At 36.0% G+C, this 20325-nt stretch carries 21 protein-coding genes; 16 read left to right on the top strand and 5 right to left on the bottom strand.

Features of this window, described 5'->3' with window-relative positions:
- Window positions 1–20: 20 nt before the first annotated feature.
- The 6 genes from FD31_RS03850 (at window position 21) to FD31_RS03825 (ending at window position 8763) form a co-directional block, all read left to right on the top strand.
- The gene (locus FD31_RS03850) at window positions 21–2426 is read left to right on the top strand and encodes a glycogen/starch/alpha-glucan phosphorylase (protein ID WP_057891444.1); all 2406 of its coding nucleotides are present in this window, start codon (window positions 21–23) and stop codon (window positions 2424–2426) included.
- 18 nt (window positions 2427–2444) lie between these two features.
- Window positions 2445–4256 carry a glycoside hydrolase family 13 protein gene (locus FD31_RS03845; protein ID WP_083483578.1) on the top strand — a complete coding sequence of 604 codons (1812 nt, stop codon included), beginning with the start codon at window positions 2445–2447 and terminating at the stop codon, window positions 4254–4256.
- A 306-nt stretch (window positions 4257–4562) separates the two neighbouring features.
- On the top strand, window positions 4563–5708 hold the full coding sequence (locus tag FD31_RS03840) for a hypothetical protein (protein WP_057891443.1): 1146 nt from the start codon (window positions 4563–4565) through the stop codon (window positions 5706–5708).
- Between the two features lie 262 nt (window positions 5709–5970).
- Window positions 5971–6939 (top strand): Lreu_0056 family protein, encoded by a 969-nt coding sequence (locus FD31_RS03835; RefSeq protein WP_057891442.1) that lies wholly within the window; start codon window positions 5971–5973, stop codon window positions 6937–6939.
- A 54-nt stretch (window positions 6940–6993) separates the two neighbouring features.
- Window positions 6994–7560, top strand: coding sequence for an SLAP domain-containing protein (locus FD31_RS03830; protein ID WP_057891441.1), 567 nt, complete (start codon window positions 6994–6996; stop codon window positions 7558–7560).
- A gap of 30 nt (window positions 7561–7590) precedes the next feature.
- The gene (locus FD31_RS03825) at window positions 7591–8763 is read left to right on the top strand and encodes a CAP domain-containing protein (RefSeq protein WP_057891440.1); all 1173 of its coding nucleotides are present in this window, start codon (window positions 7591–7593) and stop codon (window positions 8761–8763) included.
- A 49-nt stretch (window positions 8764–8812) separates the two neighbouring features.
- Here the strand turns inward: FD31_RS03825 and FD31_RS03820 are convergent, their stop codons facing one another.
- Window positions 8813–9112: a hypothetical protein gene (locus tag FD31_RS03820; RefSeq protein ID WP_057891439.1), complete on the bottom strand. Its 300-nt coding sequence runs from the start codon at window positions 9110–9112 to the stop codon at window positions 8813–8815.
- A 208-nt stretch (window positions 9113–9320) separates the two neighbouring features.
- Here FD31_RS03820 and FD31_RS03815 point away from each other — a divergent pair, with 208 nt between their 5' ends.
- The 7 genes from FD31_RS03815 (at window position 9321) to FD31_RS03785 (ending at window position 13968) form a co-directional block, all read left to right on the top strand.
- On the top strand, window positions 9321–10145 hold the full coding sequence (locus tag FD31_RS03815) for an SDR family NAD(P)-dependent oxidoreductase (protein ID WP_057891438.1): 825 nt from the start codon (window positions 9321–9323) through the stop codon (window positions 10143–10145).
- Window positions 10146–10259: 114 nt separating this feature from the next.
- The gene (locus FD31_RS03810) at window positions 10260–10736 is read left to right on the top strand and encodes a hypothetical protein (protein WP_057891437.1); all 477 of its coding nucleotides are present in this window, start codon (window positions 10260–10262) and stop codon (window positions 10734–10736) included.
- Between the two features lie 84 nt (window positions 10737–10820).
- On the top strand, window positions 10821–11705 hold the full coding sequence (gene pepI, locus FD31_RS03805) for a proline iminopeptidase (protein WP_057891436.1): 885 nt from the start codon (window positions 10821–10823) through the stop codon (window positions 11703–11705).
- Window positions 11698–12078, top strand: a complete 381-nt coding sequence (locus FD31_RS03800; RefSeq protein ID WP_057891435.1) for a helix-turn-helix domain-containing protein — start codon at window positions 11698–11700, stop codon at window positions 12076–12078. The genes pepI and FD31_RS03800 overlap by 8 nt, the downstream gene beginning before the upstream one ends.
- Window positions 12079–12108: 30 nt before the next feature.
- Window positions 12109–12597 carry an AraC family transcriptional regulator gene (locus tag FD31_RS03795; protein WP_057891434.1) on the top strand — a complete coding sequence of 163 codons (489 nt, stop codon included), beginning with the start codon at window positions 12109–12111 and terminating at the stop codon, window positions 12595–12597.
- Between the two features lie 89 nt (window positions 12598–12686).
- Complete coding sequence (locus FD31_RS03790; protein WP_083483577.1) at window positions 12687–12998, top strand: HigA family addiction module antitoxin; 312 nt, start codon at window positions 12687–12689, stop codon at window positions 12996–12998.
- A gap of 133 nt (window positions 12999–13131) precedes the next feature.
- Window positions 13132–13968 (top strand): SDR family oxidoreductase, encoded by an 837-nt coding sequence (locus FD31_RS03785; RefSeq protein WP_057891432.1) that lies wholly within the window; start codon window positions 13132–13134, stop codon window positions 13966–13968.
- A 176-nt stretch (window positions 13969–14144) separates the two neighbouring features.
- Here FD31_RS03785 and FD31_RS03780 read toward each other — a convergent pair whose 3' ends face one another.
- The gene (locus tag FD31_RS03780) at window positions 14145–14429 is read right to left on the bottom strand and encodes a hypothetical protein (RefSeq protein WP_057891431.1); all 285 of its coding nucleotides are present in this window, start codon (window positions 14427–14429) and stop codon (window positions 14145–14147) included.
- Between the two features lie 285 nt (window positions 14430–14714).
- Here FD31_RS03780 and FD31_RS03775 point away from each other — a divergent pair, with 285 nt between their 5' ends.
- From FD31_RS03775 to FD31_RS03765, 3 genes are all read left to right on the top strand, one after another.
- Window positions 14715–15605, top strand: coding sequence for a serine hydrolase (locus FD31_RS03775; protein WP_235805322.1), 891 nt, complete (start codon window positions 14715–14717; stop codon window positions 15603–15605).
- 151 nt (window positions 15606–15756) lie between these two features.
- On the top strand, window positions 15757–16698 hold the full coding sequence (locus FD31_RS03770; RefSeq protein WP_057891430.1) for an NAD(P)H-binding protein: 942 nt from the start codon (window positions 15757–15759) through the stop codon (window positions 16696–16698).
- Between the two features lie 243 nt (window positions 16699–16941).
- Window positions 16942–17481 (top strand): dihydrofolate reductase family protein, encoded by a 540-nt coding sequence (locus tag FD31_RS03765; protein WP_057891429.1) that lies wholly within the window; start codon window positions 16942–16944, stop codon window positions 17479–17481.
- Window positions 17482–17519: 38 nt separating this feature from the next.
- Here FD31_RS03765 and FD31_RS03760 read toward each other — a convergent pair whose 3' ends face one another.
- The 3 genes from FD31_RS03760 to FD31_RS03750 all read right to left on the bottom strand — a co-directional run bounded on the left by FD31_RS03760 (window position 17520) and on the right by FD31_RS03750 (window position 20255).
- Window positions 17520–18329 (bottom strand): CAP domain-containing protein, encoded by an 810-nt coding sequence (locus FD31_RS03760; protein ID WP_057891428.1) that lies wholly within the window; start codon window positions 18327–18329, stop codon window positions 17520–17522.
- A gap of 17 nt (window positions 18330–18346) precedes the next feature.
- Complete coding sequence (locus FD31_RS03755) at window positions 18347–18928, bottom strand: SLAP domain-containing protein (RefSeq protein ID WP_057891427.1); 582 nt, start codon at window positions 18926–18928, stop codon at window positions 18347–18349.
- 100 nt (window positions 18929–19028) lie between these two features.
- Window positions 19029–20255 (bottom strand): hypothetical protein, encoded by a 1227-nt coding sequence (locus tag FD31_RS03750; protein WP_057891426.1) that lies wholly within the window; start codon window positions 20253–20255, stop codon window positions 19029–19031.
- Window positions 20256–20325: the final 70 nt, after the last annotated feature.

The raw sequence follows: 20325 nt of genomic DNA, 5'->3' as shown, positions 1-20325 counted from the left end.
CTTAGAATAGAGGCATAAATATGGAATTGAAAGAAGCTCAGTTTACAAAAGATTTTATCAATGAAATCAGAGCGACCTACGCTGTGGACTTAAAAGACACGTCACCAATGGAACAATATATGGCGTTAGGACATTTAATTAAGCGTTATAACGGGGAAAGTTGGACTGATACGTCACGTAGTTATCGTAAAAATGATGTTAAGCAAGTCTATTATTTTTCGATTGAGTTTTTACCAGGACGATTGTTGCAGTCGAACATGTTGAATTTGGGTATTACTGATGTGGTGAAAAAAGGTCTAAAAAATTTAGGATTGAATTTTGACAAAATTGTTCAAGCTGAACCTGACCCTGGTTTAGGTAATGGTGGTTTGGGACGTTTGGCTGCTTGTTATATGGATTCAATGGCAAGTATTGGTATGGCCGGTAATGGTAACGGAATTCGTTATCGTTATGGCTTATTCAAACAAGTTTTCATGAACGGCTATCAAGTTGAGTTGCCCGATGATTGGCTGAGAAATGGCAATGCTTGGGAAGTCAGACGAGAGAACCGTGCCTGTTTAGTGAGATTTGGTGGACACGTTTGGTTACAGGAACAGCCCGACGGGAGTTTAAAACCAGTTTATGACCATACAGATGATGTTTTAGCTGTGCCATATGATACGGGGATTATTGGTTATCACAATGTGGTCACAAATACTTTACGCTTGTGGTCGGCTGAATTGCCACCAAATGAAGAGCAGACGTATTATTCTCAAGAACAACGGGACAATATCGACGATATTACTAAAGTTTTATATCCTGACGACAGTAATGCTGAAGGCCGTTCATTACGTTTGCGGCAAGAATATTTCTTCTCTTCAGCGGGTGTTCAGAGTATTGTCCGTCACTATGCGGCAAATCATACGAGTTTTAAACATTTCCCACAAAAAGTGGCGATTCATATTAACGATACCCATCCAACGCTAGTTATTCCGGAATTGATGCGGATTTTGTTAGACGAATACGATTGCCCTTGGAACTTGGCTTGGCAAATTACAACGTCAACGATGAGTTATACCAACCACACAATTATGCAAGAAGCACTTGAGAAGTGGCCAATAGATATGTTTCGGGGACTGTTGCCACGAATTTATCAAATAGTTGAAGAAATCGACCGCCGGTATCGTGCAGATAAAGCACCTGTCTTTGGACAAAATATTGTCGACCGAACAGCCCCTTTAGGCGATGGACAAGTTAGAATGGCTTACTTGGCAGTTATTGGTAGTCACAGCGTTAATGGGGTAGCGCCGTTACATACAGAGTTGTTGAAGAAAGATGTCTTGGCTGATTTGTATCGAATTTATCCCGAGAAATTCAACAATAAGACGAACGGAATTGCTGACAGACGTTGGCTCGAAATTGCCAATCAGCCTTTAACGAAATTAATTGATAGTAAAATTGGTAAAAAATGGCATGCTAATCCTAAATTACTTCAAGAGTTATCTGCGTATGAAAATGATGATAAGTTTTTAAAACAGTTAGCTGAAGTGAAAAAGATTAACAAACAACGGCTAGCTGATTACGTTCAAGCGGAAATGGGAATTACGATTCGGACGGATGCTATTTTTGACGTGCAAATCAAGCGACTCCATGCGTATAAGCGCCAAGTTTTACATATGTTGGAAATTATCCGTGAGTATTTGGAAATTAAACGAAATCCGGATCAAGCAGTAACGCCACGAGTTCATATTTTTGGTGCTAAAGCTGCGCCAAGTTACCACTACGCTAAGTCCGTTATTAAAGTTATTAATGCCTTGGCTGATTTAGTTAATAATGACCCTGATATTGGTGACAAATTAAAAGTGGTCTTCATTCCAAATTACGGCGTTTCTTTAGGGGAGTTGATTATTCCGTCAGCTGATATTAGTGAGCAAATTTCGACAGCCTCTAAGGAAGCCTCAGGTACAAGCAATATGAAATTGATGACTAATGGTGCCTTGTCGCTAGCTACGATGGATGGTGCCAATATTGATATTATTCGAGCAGCCGGTAAGAAAAATGAATATATTTTTGGCCTGACAGCTAATGATGTCTATGGATATTATCGTCGCAATGATTATTGTGCTCGAAAAGTTTATGAGAGTAATCCCGAATTGCAACGTGTTGTTAATGCTTTGATTACCAATTTGATTCCAGGGATTAGCACTGAAGGCCATGAAATTTATGATTCATTGTTGAAATATAATGATGAGTATTTTGTTTTGGCTGACTATGCCGATTATGTCAAACAACAAGAACAAATTGCTCAGGATTTCCAAGATACAACTACTTGGCAAAAGAAATCATTGGCTAATATTGCTGCTTCTGGAACATTCTCAGCTGACTATTCAGTGGCCCGTTATGCGGAAGATATTTGGCAAGTACCATATAATCGGATTTTAAAATAAGGTGGTCCTTCGATGAGCATTGTAATTGAGTATGATTCATTTCAAATATCGAAAAAAAGTCCCTTTGGTGCCGTGGTCAAAGGGCAAGAAATTACGTTTAATATTAAAGTTCATGCCAGCGATGCGATTCAACAAGTCATCTTGCACGTTGCTCGTGATGGACATTGGGATACGGAACATCAACTGCAGATGAATCAAAATAGTATTTTTTATCAAACCAAATTTACACCACAGTGTTCAGGCCTTCATTTTTATTACTTTGAAGTGATCACTAGTCAGGAAAGTTGTTTTTACGGTTGTCTCGATGGGGGTTTCGGTGGTGAAGGCGTGACTTATTTGAAACGGTCAGATGTGCAGATGTATCAATTGACCGTGATGAATCAAGTTGAAAAAATTCCAGAATGGTATCAAAAAGGTTTGGCTTATCACATTTTTGTCGACCGTTTCAGCAATGGTAATTCTGATGGTCACATCAATAGTCCGAAACCCAATAGCTTTATTTATGGGCAGAAGAGTGATTTGCCAATGTATATTCGGAACAATAAACAGGAAGTCGTTCGTTGGGATTTTTATGGCGGCAATTTATTAGGAATTGAGAAAAAACTACCATATTTAAAACAATTAGGTGTGACGGTTATTTATTTGAGTCCCATATTTGAGGCTGTAAGCAATCATCGTTATGATACGAGCGACTATTTTAAGATTGACCCAATGCTGGGAACTTTGGAAGATTTTGATCAATTAGTCCGAGCCATTCATGCGGCCGGGATGCATTTGATTTTAGATGGGGTCTTTAATCATGTTGGGGTGAACTCGCGTTACTTCAATCAATCCGGGGCTTACGAAACGCTTGGGGCTGCTCAATCGCAAGATAGTCGTTACTATCCTTGGTTTACTTTCACTAAGTATCCGCAAGAATATGACAGCTGGTGGGGTGTGACTGATTTGCCAACCGTAAATAAAAATAATGTTGATTATCAAAACTTTATTTATGGTAATGATGATTCAGTTATTGATTATTGGACAGCACGTGGCGTTGATGGTTGGCGTTTGGATGTGGCTGATGAATTGCCAGATGATTTTATTATGGGAATTCGCCAAGCACTTGATAAGTATCCAGATCGAATTTTGATTGGTGAAGTTTGGGAAGATGCTTCACACAAAGTAGCCTACGGTAAACGTCGTCATTATTTGGAAGGCGAAATGTTACAGGCTGTAATGAATTATCCGTTGCGTAAGTTGATTATTCGGGTGTTGACGGGAGACTTGAAGCCATCGGAATGGTGGCTGGAGTTAATGACACTGAAAGAGAACTATCCACCAACTGTTTTTAAATATAATTTCAATAATATTGGTAGCCACGATACGACGAGAATTTTGACTAAATTACATGGCAACCGGGACTGGCTGCAACAAGCATTTGGGATGCTATTTACCTTGCCCGGAGTACCTTGTGTTTATTACGGGGATGAAACAGGCTTGATGGGAGGTAAAGATCCGAATAACCGAGCCTTTTTCCCTTGGGATAAGCTAGATGTCAATTTACAACAATTTGTTGAACAGTGGTATCACTGGCGTTTTCAACATCAATGGATCGATGGAGCTGACTTCGCACCATTTTATTTTGATAGTTATGGTGTGGGCTACGTTTATTGGCAAGGTGAAAAGAAATTATTGGTTGTTTTAAATACTTCCTCTAATCAACGACAAATAAATGCGAATGATATGATGCTTGAAGTTGTTCCATCTGATTTGGCAGTGGCGGTTAAGAAATATTTGACTGGGAAAAGTTTGGAACATGGTGAATTTAAGGTTATTGAGAAGTTTTAGAAAAAATTAAATTTAAATATTTAAAAAGACTGGAAAAATTTTTCAGTCTTTTTTGATTTATATTAAAGGATTTGAACCATATTTTTGAGTTGAATGGTCTGCCGAGTCCATAACTCAATAGACATGAATAATGTTCTGAATTTTTGTAAAAAGTTGTATAATCAAATCGATATTTGATTAAAGGATAAAATACTAATTATGGGATTAAATGGATTTGAAGGGATTTATTTTTGGCAATTTTTTTGTGTTGAGATTCTTAAATTAGATGTCAAAAGTATCAAAAAGTAATGAATCGGGGATGAGTATATGAAAAAAGTTTACGATATGGAACGTGAAGAGTTACGCGGTATATTGCAGAACTTATTCGATAATTTTAATCAATATGCCAAGCTATATACTTTAGTTGAAGGTGATGTATATGTGCATGATGCCTACAATGAAATTGCACATAAATTTGGTAAAAGCACAGATGATTTTGAAACACAGATTATGGGAAGCTCTAGTCATTATAAACAAAGAATCTTCGAATTACAGGAACAGTATGAAACGGCTGCCAAAAAAGCTCGTAAACTGGACAAAAAAGTAAAATTCGAAGAAGGTTTGATTGATCCTGAAAAAGATAATGTCAAACAAATGTTATCAGGAGGGGCTATCGCAATAATTGTTTTTTGGATAATATCTCGTTTTTTTCCATTGGCAATTTTGGGATCGTTCTTCTTTATTTGGTTTGAAATTAAAACAATCCAAGCAACCGGGGTAGATAAGCATCGAGAACAGCTCAAAGAATCTATAAATATAGCAACCAATTTTCTTAATCAGTATGAGGGACTTGTTAAAAATGCAGAAGCGGAAGCGTGGTCAGCTGCATTTGAGGAGTTTTGTAATCACTCGGAAAATATCAAATTGATAGAACAGGCAAAGGAAACCACTAGAAAATGCTTAAATGAGTTAAATGAAATTGATTTTAATAATTATGCACTGCTACCTTCTAAATTTGAGGATAATGTTTCAGTAAAAAAATCACTAGATTTATTAGATTCAGGACAAGCAGATAACTGGAAAGATTGTGTTCAAATCATGGCACAAGAAAGCATTCAACAGAAACAATTTGATGAAATGAAACGTCAAACTAAAAACCAGGAGCATATCATTTCTAATCAAGAACAAATGATTCATAATCAAGACCAAGAATTAAATATTTTGAATGTTTTAAATAAAAATGTAGTTACTATTAAGAACAGTATTAAGGAATTAGCAACGAATATTGAAAAAGAAGGACAAGCAGTTAACCGTAAATTAACTGTAGTTGCAGCCAATCAAGGCATGCAAATGTTTCAAGCAAAGAGATTTCATAAGGAACAGCTGGAAGAAATGAGAAAATCGTGTCAAGAGTTGGCCTATCAAAATAGGGTATACAATAATCCAGTTTATTATAATGAACAAAGTGCATAAAACTAATTAAGGCAATCTTTTGACCCATTTGAGTTAAAAGATTGCCTTTTTTAATTTTGAGAGAAACTTAATTAGCAAAAATTTATTGGAATTAATTGTGCCAAAAGGGACTAATTACAAATAATAATTTTACTTTTTATATTTTATTTTTTTGGACGAAATTTATAAAAAAATTGTCGTATAATACAGATTGTATACGAGATTAAAGATAATCTCTTTTATTAGGGAATTAATTTAATCATAGAAAAGGTGGGGGATGCGTGTGAAGAAAATTGGATTAGCTACGCTATTATTGGCAAGTGTATTGGTTGTTTCTGGCTGTGGAAATCAAGAACCAAGTAAACAAAGTTCTAATAGTCAAAAAACAACTAAGACTGTCGTAAAGCGCAAGAAGAGTAATCAACCCAAAGAAAGTACAAAAAAGTCCGATACTCTTTGGGATAGCACCAAAGATAATCAATTGGAGGCCTTTATGGATCAATGGGGTCCTACAATGAAGCAGTCATATGTTAAATATGATGGAAAGAATTCTTTGAAAATTTCAACTGGAATGGTATATCCAGATGATTTATCGAGGGTCACAGTTGAGGGCGCTAATGCGTCAATTGATTGGAGTAAGGACGGTAAAGGTACGAATGAATATGATGTTGTCGCAATTTACAACTATAACGGCGTAGTACCACCACTGCCAAATCATATTACCTACTTTTTTGCCTTTCATAATGATCAACCAATAGTTTTAGTTGATCAAAGCACCAATGGAACACCAAATTTGATTGAAACTGGAAATACTAAATTAAAATCTGGTTTTGATGATATTGTGGCTGGCAAAAAAGCAACAGTCGACTCCGATGAAACAAGTAGTCAGACAACCTCTCAAAGTAAAACTGGACAATTAACGACTGACCCTAAAATGGTTGGAGTTATGGTTCATCAATTAGTTTTTCCAGGAGATGATGTTTCTAAAGAACCATTAGGTATTTATACGGATGGTGGTAATTATTGGATTGGGATTGGAACAGCAGTCACTACGGTTGGATATGAAATTAATGGTAATACTGTAAGTTACTACACCAAGGATTACAGCGGTGGACAATCGACTGCCGACGCACCTTTACTTAAACATGATATTCAATTGAGTGAATTGGAAAATAAATATTATTCAACTGATGAGCAAAAACAGGGTGTTCAAGCAATAGCTGATAAAATGCCAGCGATAGATAGTCAATAGAATTTAATATTTTTTAAGATAAGATAATTTTTAATAAAAAGGGGATCAAATATTATGAAATTCACATCAAAATCAGCAACTTTAGTAGCTGCATTATTAATGGCAACAACAGGAGCAATCACGACATTATCAAGCAATAATACAGAAGTAAACGCCGCTACAGTCGCAACTGTTAAATCCGGTGTTACCGCACAACTTTACAATTCAAACGGTGCTTGGGTTACTGACCGTGCTTTAGCTCCTAATACTGCATGGCGCGTTGGTACAATCAGCAAAATTGCCGGTGTAACAATGTATCAAGTTGCTACAAACGAATACTTAAGAGCTTCTGACTCAACACTTACAGGTCAACCACAACAACAAGCTACAACCAGTTTAGTTGCAACAATGAATAGTAATGGTGGTCCATTGTACTTCTCAGCAACAAAGGGTGATCCAGCACGCTATCAAACAATGGGCGCAAACACTGCTTGGAGAGTTAGCCACGTTGTTTCAAATGGTAAGGACACATTCTACGAAGTTGGTTTAGGAACTTTTGTCAATGCTAAGGATGCTCAATTGAACATGACACCATCAAACGTTGAGACAATTGGCTTTGACCCATACCTAGGTATGAAATAGTTTAGAAATTTAGGTAAGGATAATAATACTATGAAAATCACATCAAAATCAGTCTCAATTATCGCCGCTTTAGAAATGGCTACTACTGGTGTTCTAGCCTTTAATGCGAATAATGCAGACGCTGCTACAGTTGCCACAGTTCACTCAGGCGTCGTAGCTCGATTATATGCTTCAAATGGTAATCTAATTACTAATCGTGCCTTATCACCAAATAGTGCTTGGGCTGTAGGAAAAACTGCCACAATCAATGGCGAAACAATGTATCAAGTTGCGACAAATGAATATTTACGTGCACAAGATTCATCATTAGCTGGTCAAGCACAACAATCATCAAATAAAGTTGCTGGTAAAGCTACTACACTTTTGCCACTATTTCGTGATGATACCAACAAAATGGCCGACCGTTCTTTAGCACCAAATTCAGAATGGGCAATTGGAAAATATATTGTTAATAAAAATGGTCAACAATTCGTGCAAGTTTCAACGCATGAATATGCGGACGCTTCTAATTTAACTTATAATCATCCAATGACAAATCCAACTTATATTGCTGATTTTGGGATTAATACTCACTTCTCTGTTGTTGGTTCAATGAATATGGGTAATGGTTGGGGTACAGGTGATAGTTCATCAGATACTTCGACTGATACTCCTACGAATAATGGAAATGACAATGATGTTTCAAATAATTCTGATATTGATCCTAACTTGAATGCTAATGTTGAAGTTGGTACTAATGGATTAACGTATGAACAAATTCATAAGAGATATCCTAAGGTGTCTGATGTTCGTGAGGCAGTTATAGAAACAATTAATACTGAACGTCAATCTCGAGGACTAGCTCCCGTAGCGGAGGATTCAGGATTGGATTCTATAGCAGGTAGACGTGCTGAAGAAATTTCGACAAACTTTACTCATTATGATGCTGCCGGAAACTCTATATTTGTTAATTATTTACATAAGGAAATTCCTAATATGTATAGTCAAGGAGAAAATATTTTTGGTTCTCCTTGGATGGATCTGACGGATCAAACGGCACTAGGGTATGCAAATCTTGTATTAGATAATTATCGTGGAGAAGGTGTTTCTACAACTTGGAATCACTATTCTGCAATTATAAATCCTAATGCAACTAAGATTGGTGTTGGAATTTATGAGTCTTCAGATGGTAATATTTATACGGCAGAAGATTTTGCAAGATAACTAGTATTTAGAAAATAAAACCCCAACCAATTAAGGTTGAGGTTTTTTATTATCCATTTAAATCAGCTGTATCTAAGTAGAAATATGGTGATTCAATGTGCATAGCAATAATATAAGTATTGTTAGACAAAACGTTAAAACAATCCCAAACACGTTCACTCGGTTGAGTATTAGCCAAAAATTCTTTGATATTGTACAAATAAGGCTTGATTTCAGAATCTTTTAATACAACATGTTGTTTCAACTTAAGTTCTCTTAATTGAGCACCAGTTAAAACTAGTCCAGCCTGCATCTCCAAGTCTTCTGTCATTTCCTCGATAATTTTTGTAAATCTGATATCTAATGTCATTAGATATTACCTCCATTTTTTTATTTGTTCCGAGAACTAAAAAAAGACGCCTGTGGCGTCTTATGGTTTTAAGAATAATATTATTCTTTAAGGAATATGAAGGGGCAAAAAGTTTAAATGTTTGACTTAGAGCGACCTCTAAGTGTTAAATTACAATTCGTATTCTCAATTAATAGAAAATTAATTATAAAAAACAGAGGTAATATTAATGACAAAAACATGGATGATTACAGGAACTTCAAGTGGATTTGGTAAGGAATTGGCACAAATTGTGGCCAAACAAGCTGATACTAACTTGGTGGCAACAGCTCGTAAGACAGCGGATTTAGATTATTTGGATGCTTTCGATACCAAGCATATAGACAAGGTTATTATGGACGTGACCGATGAAACAGCTGTGCAAGCTGGTGTGGCAGCAGCTAAGAATAAGTTTGGTGGAATTGATGTTTTAGTTAACAACGCTGGTTTAGGTTATTTTGGAACAATTGAGGAAAGTAATGAGAAAGATGTTCGTAAAATGTTTGAGGTTAACGTTTTTGGATTAGGCAATGTTACAAAAGCTGTTTTGCCAATCATGCGTTCACAAAAACAAGGCTTAATTGTCAATATTTCGTCTGCCTTAGGCGTTACTTCATTACCGACTCTCGGTTGGTACAGTGCCACTAAATTTGCCGTAGAAGGGTATTCAAACGCTTTGCGCCAAGAAGTTGCTCCATTAGGCATTCAAGTTATGAACGTTGAACCAAGTGGTGCTAGAACAAAATGGAATGCTGGTAAAACTGCACCAGTTGAAATTGCCGATTATAGCAAGTTTGCGGATATGGTAAATGGTGCTTCAGCTGGTGTTACTCAAGCTCCCGGAAATCCAGAATTAATTGCTGAAACAATTTATGATTTCGCTACAAATCATGAAACAGTCCCTGAACACTTGCCATTGGGTACTTTTGCGACTGATGGTATTAAACAAGAACTTACTAATACTTTGAAAGATGTTGACGAATATCACGATATTTCAGTTGGTATTGATAAATAAATTAAAAAATCTCAGCTAACAATTTAGCTGGGATTTTATTTTGCCGATTTTTTAATAAATAAACTTTTTCTTCGTAATTTGTATATCAGACGGAACAAAGTGAGGGATACAAATATGCGGACGAAGTTGAAGGAGCTAGGTAGTGAACAACGTTATAGATATACTGGAAAATTTGTTAAGTATGGCTTTAGATATAGCGATTGGGGCAAGATTCATGCAAAACCAACGATGATCTTGAAGGATATTAAATTGCTTGATGAAAATGGTGTAGAAATAGCGGTTGCTGATTATCTTTGGCTTAATTTGACGGTTGGATTTAAAAAGTTAGGAATATTAATTGAAGATGAGATTGTTTCATTCAATGGTCGGGTTGCAACTTATCAAAAAGGTTATTATTTACATGGTAAAAAGGTGGATTACAAACTGGAGCGACCATCTAAAGTTGTTCTGACAAAATCCTTAATTGATGATTTGCAAAGAAAAGTATGGCCCGAGCTTAATTGGCAAGTGTGTAATGATATTTATGACATGTATGCTGAAGATTATTTGAAACGGGGAATTGCTAAACCTTATCCTAAAATGTTCAATTAGTGATATTTGTTACATTCGACTTTTTTCTAGGTGTTTGGTGTGTTGTAATAATCCTAGAAAGTAAAATTTGGGGGGAGGATTTAGATGGAAATCACTGAGGGTTACATGCCATTTCATGAATATAAAACTTATTATCGAATTGTTGGAGATTTAAATACCAATAGGACGCCACTCTTACTTTTACACGGTGGACCAGGATCAACGCATAATTATTTTGAAATCTTCGACCAACTGACTAAACAAACTGGTCGACCAGTTGTCATGTATGACCAATTAGGCTGTGGTAAGTCGAGTATTCCTGATGATTCAAGCCTTTTTCAAGCGGATACTTGGGTTGAAGAATTGAAGTCTTTGCGCGAATATCTTGGTTTAAAAGAAGTACATTTGTTAGGTCAATCTTGGGGCGGAATGTTGGCGATTATTTATATGTGTGACCATAATCCTGAAGGTGTGAAAAGTTTGATTTTAGCCAGTACTTTGTCATCGGCTAAGTTGTGGGCACAAGAGCAACATCGGATGATTAAATTCATGTCAGTTACCGACCAAAAAGCTATTGCTCAAGCCGAAGAAACAAATGATTACACGAGTTCAGCTTATCTAACAGCCAATGAACACTTCATGTTGCAACATGCTTCTGGTCCTATTACAAGTGCTTCTCCAGAATTTTTACGTCGTCCGAAAGTTAGTGGTGAGGTTTCCTATGTCACAGCTTGGGGTCCCAATGAATATTGCCCAACTGGAACTTTAAGGAATTATGATTATACTGACAAATTACATAATATTGTCACACCAACGTTAGTAACGAGTGGAACGAATGATTTGTGTACACCGTTAGTTGCCAAAACAATGGTTGATCAGTTGCCTAATGCTGAATGGAGTTTGTTTGCTAAAAGTCGTCACATGGCGTTTATTGATGAAACTAAGTCGTATATGCAACGATTGACAGCTTGGTTGGCAGATAATGACTAAAGATATGTCGAGTCAGAATTATCAGCGGTTGATAAATAAAACAGAAGACTATATTGAACAACACTTGGGAGACCCAATATTGTTAAAGGATTTGGCATCTAATGCCCATTTGTCTGAATTTCATTTTCATCGAATTTATAGCAAATATTCAACGGAGACACTTAATGAATTTGTGACTAGGTTTAAGTTGGAGCGAGCAGCAATCTACTTAACTGTGAATACTTCAATTTCATTGACGGAAATTGCTTTAAATTATGGTTATAACGATGCAAGTACCTTTAGTCGAGCATTTAAACGTTATTTTAAAATAAGTCCGTCCAATTATCGAAAACAGCAAGAATTGACAAGAGATTCCTTGCAGAACATGAAATAATGAGTCCATAAAGATAACGGAGGGCTTAAAATGATTGAACCTAAGAGTATTACAACAATGGAAGTAAATTTAAAAATTATTTACGTTCGTTTCCGTGGAAGCTATTCGGATTTTAGAAAAAATAGCCGAAAAATGTTCAAGGAATTATTTGATTTTGGAACTAAAAACGATTTGATTGTTCCTGATGAGACTAAAGTTTTAACGATGTATGATGATAATCCATTTATTACTGCCGATAAAAATTTACGCACAAGTGTAGCAATGACAGTTCCTAATGAAGCCAATGTTATAGAAGACGGCAATGTTTGTTTATCAAGAATTTCTGGAAAATTTGGAGTTGGACATTTCGAACTATCACCAAAAGAATATGGTGATGCGTGGAAATATATGTATGATAAATGGCTTTTGAAGAATCCTGAGCAATCTCGTGATGCCGTTCCATTTGAATTATATGTTACTGATCCACCAAAGAGTTTTAAGGGTCATAGTCAAACTGATATTTATATTCCAATTAATTAAGAAAATATTTTATCCATTTTTGTTTAATCGTAATAAATTGGCAAATTGTAGAAATATCCAAATATAAGTGGAGGAGGGGCATGAACATTATGAGTAATGAGATTAAATACAATAATTCGATTGCTTTTCATCCTGGGTCATACGTAGAAGATATTATCCGGGAACGTAATATCACTGAATCTGAATTTGCTGAACAACTTGGGGTATCTTCAAGAACGATAAGTAAAATTATAAATGGTAAAGAAGATATCAGTGAAGATGTTGCTAATAAATTAGCTGAATTTACTGGAGTATCCCTGAAAACCTGGTTGAATCTACAGAAAAATTACGATATAAAATTAATGGAAATACGAACCCAAAATAATAACTTTGATTATTCAAAAAAAACTAAAGTACCTTAAACAAGCACTTTACTTTGGTGACTAATAAGCAAAACTTATGAATTGCTTTTAGAATCAGAATTGGTCTGCAATACATTTCTTTGTAATATATATCTCGAAAGTTAACTCGTTTAATCAATGGAGGATATATATATTGGATAATGAAGTAGTTGTATTATTTGGAGCTGGTGCTATCGGTGAGGCAATTGTTCGTCGTATTTCAGCAGGTAGAAAGTTATTGTTGGCAGACTACAGTTCAGAAAAATTAGCTCTAATGCAAAAACATTTGACAGAAGCTGGGTTTTCAGTTGAAACGATTAAGGCTGACCTTTCTTCAAGAGTATCGATCAAGGAAGTTGTTAAGAAAGCTCAGAGTCTTGGTAAAATAATGGGTCTAGTTAACGCTGCCGGTGTATCGCCATCTCAAGCTAGTGCTAAGGAAGTTTTAAAAGTTGATTTGTATGGTACTTCAGTTTTGTTAGAGGAATTTGGCAAAGTTATGGCTGCCGGCGGTGCAGGAATCGTTATTTCATCACAGTCAGGTCATCGTTTACCAGGACTGTCAGTTGAGGACAACAAGGCTTTAGCAATGACACCAACGGAAGAATTGTTAGATTTACCAATCCTGCAGCCTGATATTATTACGGATTCATTGGCTGCTTATCAATATGCCAAAAGAACTAACGTCTTGCGTGTAGCTTCGGAGTCTGTGAAATGGCAGGAACGTGGAGCTAGAATCAATGCTATCAGTCCGGGAATTATCATGACACCATTAGCACTAGATGAACTCAACGGCCCTCGTGGTTCAGGATATAAGAAAATGTTTGATTCAATGGTCACGAAACGTCCAGGTACTCCCGATGAAATTGCCAACTTGGCTGAATTATTGATGGATCGTCGTGGTTCGTTCATAACCGGCAGTGATTTCCTAGTTGATGGTGGGATTACAGCTCAGTATTGGTATGGGGATGTTGAAGAAGTTAGAAATTAGAGAGTGTGACAAAACATGATTAGCTTTCGAGCATTAAGGCAAATAACGCTAGTAATCCGAATTTGGATTGCTAGCGTTATTTGTTTTAAGCGGAAAAAGCTATGTTTTGTTGCACGTTTATGCAGCATGTTTAGGAAAAAGTAGTTATGTAACAGCCTTTTTTGTTATAGCTTAATTTAAGCACTAGCATTAATATCGTCAGCACTTTTTAACATGTGATAAGTAGCTTCAAAAACGGGGCAGACGTCATTGGGAATTGCATAATCGTGAGTTGTTTGGCGTAGTTGTTCAAAATTATCGTTCAAATTTTTACCATCACGAGCATCTAAACATAATTTGATATACTCTTGGCGAACATCGAAAACTTCGGGATGATTTTGTCCGTGAGCGTTAGTAATTGCTTTGGTATAGAAATCTAATTTGTCGTGGCGTTCATCTAAATAATCTTTAACAGCAGTCATGGGGAAAACCTCTTTTCATTGAATGATTTTAGTATAGAGAGGTTGTTGCTGAAGTAACTTGATTTAAATCAAGCTGGAAAAAGTTTTAGCAAATCCCAATAATGACGGCTTGTTTTTAATATTCGATGTAAAAATTATGTAATGAAAATGTATTAATCAAATTCACTTTTAGCTCGTATAATGGAATTACTTAAATCAATTATGAATAATTAAATATAAACGTTGAAATGAGGTAATCACATAAGAACTAAAAAAAGAAAAATCAAAAAATATTTAAGAATCCTTTTGGCAGTCGTCGTGCTGGTTGCCGGATTGGGTTATTATTTCAATAATTCGTATGCTTCAAGTGGCAATGACAATGCTAAAACTGACCAAGCTATCAAGAAGAAGCAAAAAATCATCAAACATAACCTGACGAGTTATTTAAATAGTGTGACTAAAGATGGTACAACTAGTGTTAGTTTTTATAATCTCGGTGCCACAGATGGTAGTGATGCTGCAGACGGCAAGTACGCCAAGGTTTATCAAAAAGGTAGTCTGGAAGTTGAGTCTAACGCCCATGCAGTTAAGACAGCTGCCAGTACTTACAAGTTATATTTAGCGGCTTTTTTGATGCAACAAAAGTTGAACGGAAACTTTAGCTGGACGACGGATAATGAAGAAGGTTTCGAAAAAATGATTGTTAACAGTGAGAATGATTTCGCTGAAGAACAAATCAATAATTACGGAACCGAAGCACTGAATACTTTTGGAGCTAACCAAGGTTGGTATTCAGCTGTTTTCCAAGCAGGTGAGGGGACTCAAACAACTAGTTACAGCCTGCAATTGTTGTTAGAAAGTTTGGAAAACGGAACAGGTGCTTTCCAAAACAAAAGTGATCGGATAAAAATATTGAATCTAATGGGCCAACAAATTTATCGAACCGGTATACCTGCTGGTGCGACTGCCGCTGATGCCGGTGCAACAGTTCAAGATAAAGTCGGTTTTCTCGATGACGTCAATAATGATGCCGGAATCGTGACATTGCCAAATGGTGAGAAATATATTCTTGTTGTTTTGACAAATGGTCATAATCAAAGTGGATTCAGTGGTTTTAAGAAGATTGCTGAAATTACGCAAAATGTGCAGAAGATTGTTTATGGATCTGATGCTGGTACTAAGGTTGTTAATTATTAGAGTGTGGCACCAAATATAGTCGGCCCTTAATCATTAGGCAAAATAAGAACAGTAATCCGATTTTGGATTGCTGTTCTTTTGGTATTGACTTTAATAGTCATGACTGCATATCATGTAACCGCATACATTTTAAGGCGTGGAGGAATTGAAAATGCAAAAAGTTGTTGTTAATGGTGTTGATGGAAATTTTGGAAAATTAGTAGCTGAGTATATTCAAGAAATGATTCCTAAAAATAAATTGATTTTTACTGCACCACAAGCGGATAAATTGAAAAAATATGCTGATTTAGGTATTCAAACAGCTGTGGTAGATTTCAATTCTCCGGATGAATTGGTAAAAGCTTTTGCACATGTGGATAAAGTTTTATTAATCTCAATGCCTTTTGTGGGGAAAAAAAGACGCCAGGCACATAAGAATTTTGTGGAGGCTTGTGTTAAAGCAAGGGTCAGACAAGTTATTTATACGTCTGTTTTGTCAGCGGGTAACCCGTTTAACCCCAGCGTTGAAAATGCGGATCACGGTTATACTGAATCCATTATTCAAAATACCGATTTGGATTATATCTTTTTGAGAAATTCACTTTTTGCGGAAGCTTTTATCTCTGATTATTTGCGAGCTGTTAATAATCATGAAAATTCGATTGAGAAAAATATGGGTAATGGTCGTGTCTGGTTCATTTCCCGACGTGATGCCGCCTTGAGTGCTGCTTGTGCTTTAAGTGATGACCAGTTGCATAGGGCTACTTTGAATATTAATGGATTAGAACCATTTACATATACTGATTTTTTGAAGGTTGGTAATGAAGTGACCGGTAATCAAATTAGTTACGTGAAGAAAACTGACCAGGAACTTTATGATTATTTTGATAAAATTGGTGTACCTAGAAATACAGATGGTGATTTTTCTAAGAGCCCAATTCAAGCTACTTCCGAAGGGATGGTTACCTTTGGAACTTCTGTTCGAGAGGGGTACTTGGATGTACCGATGAGTGATTTTTATCAATTGACGGGGAAAGATCCGACGACGGTGAAGTATATGTTTGAGCATAAAGATGAATTTTTGTTAGGTGACCGCCACTCAACTGAAAAATAAAAAAGCACAAAAAAAGAGCTAGGTGACCACACCTAGCTCTTTCTTTGATACAAAGTAACTGAGATTGTTACTTATAAAAGCTGTATCAATTTCAGTATAACAATAACTTTTACAAATAGATAGAATTATTTTCAGAAATAATACAACTGACAAAAAGTAAAATCGAAATATTGCTTAATTCCATGCATTTGCCGATGATTGATTATATAATTATTCCAAATAAAGCAGCCGGGGGTTAAAATCATGGCACGCAAAGTTATTTTATTTATCGCTGAAACCTTAGATGGTTATATTGCTGAAGAAGACGGTAATATTGATTATTTAATTGATAGCGACTTTACTTCTGGTGAAACAACCGATCACGAATACGAAAAACTCGTCAAAAATGTTGATACCGTAGTGATGGGCCGCAAAACTTATGAGCAAGTAGCTAATAAATTGTCCCCAAATAACTATCCATATGATAATTATGAAAATTATATTTTAACGACTCATCCCACAGAAAGTCTTGATAATATCCATTTTATACGGGACGATGCGGTTGATTTGGTCGAAATGTTAAAGAGTCAACCTTCGAAAAAAGATATTTGGATTATCGGTGGTAGCAGTATTATTGCGCCGTTGGTAAATAGCGATTTGATTGACAGTTATCAAATTGGCATTGTTCCAATTATTTTGGGGAAGGGTATTCCGTTGTTCTCCGAGAAAACTAATTTTAAGGAACTTAATTTAGAATCAGCCAAGAAAATTAATGGTATTGCATATTTAACCTATAGTAAATAAATAAGGAAAATCCTTGAATGGGATTTTCCTTATTTTTATTATTGAACGGAATCTTTTGAAACAAATTTAGTATCTGGAGATGTACCAGTGTAATTGTAAAGATTCATGAAATCATTACCAGGAGCCCAGTCAGCTACAAAGGATGCGGCATCATCAGACATACCAACGGCAACAGTTGGACCAGAATAGATAATGGCTGCACGGTGACCGAAGTGTCCTCTAGTACCTACATAACTCCACATATTAAAAGTTTCGTCATACCAACTCTTTAATAAATAATATGCAACGTCTTTATCAGAATGAACGTAGCCCCAGAAAAGTAGATAATGGTATCCATCACTAGAGAGATTTTCTGATGTTTCGCGTGTCGCCGTTGAATGGTCAAGGTGTCCCTTAGTTTGTTGTGCAGCACGTTGGTTAGCATAGCTAATAAAATCAGCAGAAGTATGAACTGGTTGAGTTCCATTAGCCGCGTGAATTGCGTTTACATATTTAACAACATATTCATTAATTTTATTTATATCAGGTTTGTAGTTAGTGAGTTGAACATCATCGTCAGGATTATCATTGTATATTTGTCCGTCACCAACAAAGACGTACTCATTGGTAGCTACTTGAGCGTAATTAGAACCATCAATGAAGCCGACCTTACCAACAGCCCAAGTTGTATATGGACCTAGAGCACGATTACTGATTAATTTTCCTTCAGAAGTATAAAGCTTTGTAACGTTACGAACAAAGAAGGTGGGCCTTGTTGCAGCCTTTGTAGAGATATTATTCGTCGAAAAACCACAAATGATTGTAATAGTTAGAGCAATTAGTATGCTTGCAAGTTTATTCTTTTTCATAGTTATCCCCTTATTTTTTAATAGTCAGTAAGTGGTTTGTAATTAGGATCTTCCATTTCTTTATAGTAAAAGAAATCAGGATCAGAAGTTGGTTCTGGAAGTGGCTGATTAAATTTCATGTGCGTAACTGGAACGTATTCGTCACCGGAAACTTGAACATATTTTTTACCCAAACGGTTAATGATATATTTACCAATTCTCCATTGTGAACCTTGAGGAAGACCAAAACTGTTAGAAAACTCGTTCAGTTTTTTACTGATAGTAAGTGTCCCATGAGAAGAAGTAACCGTACCAATCAAAGGAGCTTGAGCAGTATTGTCAGATAGACTAGAGTCACTAGCCTTCAAGTATTCATTTGTGGCCACTTGGTAAAGTTTCTCGTTGTTAATTGTGATTGTTTGTCCAACAGCCCATTTAGTATTTGGAGCTAAAGCACGGTCAGTAATCATTTTCCCCCCGGAAGTATAAAGCCAAGCTGGACCTTGAGTTGTAGTTGTGGCAACAGTTGCGGCTTGAGCATCATTTTGTGTGACAAACAATGCACCAGTTGTAGCCATTGCTAAAGCAGCAATAAAAGCCGCTGATTTTGCAAATTTCATAAAAAATCCCCCTATAATATATCATCCTAAATATCGGATAATTTAATCATAGAGGAATTTTATAAACATTTCAATATTTAGTAGAAACCGATTTCAAAAATTAAATTGAATCTTTAGAAATAAATTTAGTATTAGGGTTTGAACCAGTGTAATTGTAAATTTGAAGGAATTGATCATTTTGAGCCATATTCCAATTAGCATCAAAAGCAGCATCGCTATCAGTAATTCCTAAACCAACTTCAGGGCCAGAATAAATTAGAGCAGCACGGTGACCAAAGTGACCTTCTTGACCAATTGCGGCATAGTTATTATCTTCGTCATACCAATCCTTTAATAGGAAGTAGGCAGCATCTTTATCAGATTTAACGCCAACATAGTTCATATAATTAAAGCCGGCACTTGATAGATTTTCTGAATCATTTTCTGTGGCAGTTGAGTGATCCAAATTGTTGCCATTTTGTTGTTCAGCACGTTGTTGAGCATAACTCATGAAGTGATCAGTTGAATGGACCGGAGCAGTTCCATTAGCTTTATGCAAAGCGTTTAGGTATGCAACAAAGTATTTATTAATGTTAGCTACGTTTGGTTTGTATGTTTCTGTATCAGTCGATGTATTATTGTTGTCTGTGTTTGTATCAACGTTAGTATTCGTGTTGTTATTAGTATTAACAACATTTGAATTATCGTCAGTACCGATATTTGACCAATTATTATCATTATTATTGTTATTTGAAGTATTTGCCTCATCATCAGTATCAACATGGGCACCAGAAATACCAAAGTTGGCACTGTAGATTGTTTGCTCAGGAGCATGATTCAAACTTAAATGTTTACCATTAACATATTCGTGGGTTGAAACTTGGAAGAAATCGTCACCATTTTTATTAAGATAGTGCTTACCAATTGCCCAGTTAGAACCGTTAGCTAACATTCGATTTGACATAGAATTAGTATCATCACGATACAAGGTAGTAGTACCATTGATGATTTGTCCGGTTAATTTGGCAGAAGCTGCTGATTTATTTGGTTGCAAATAAGCGTAATCACCAGTTAAATTAGCTTCGGTTGATCTCAAGTATTCATTGGTTGAAACTTGATAAATGGCCTTGTCACCAGAAACAAAAATACTTCCGACAGCCCATTTTGAATTAGGTGATAGGGCACGGTTAGTGATGGCGTTACCGTTAATGTCGTATAGTGTTGCTGGTCCGTTGGTAGTTATGGTTGCGATAGTTGAGGCGTTCGCTTGTTTTTGTGTGAAAATCAAACCTGCGGTAGATGCCATTGCTAAAGCAGCGATAATTGATGCTGATTTAGATAAATTCATCTGTAAATCCCCCTATAATTTTCTTCCTTGATAAAGGACAAACTAATCATAAAATTATTTGAAAAATTTA

This window comes from Companilactobacillus nantensis DSM 16982 (genome assembly GCF_001435815.1).
Lineage (GTDB): Bacteria > Bacillota > Bacilli > Lactobacillales > Lactobacillaceae > Companilactobacillus > Companilactobacillus nantensis.
The sequence above is the reverse complement of the archived record's forward strand: the minus strand, read 5'-3'. Positions and strand labels throughout refer to the sequence as shown.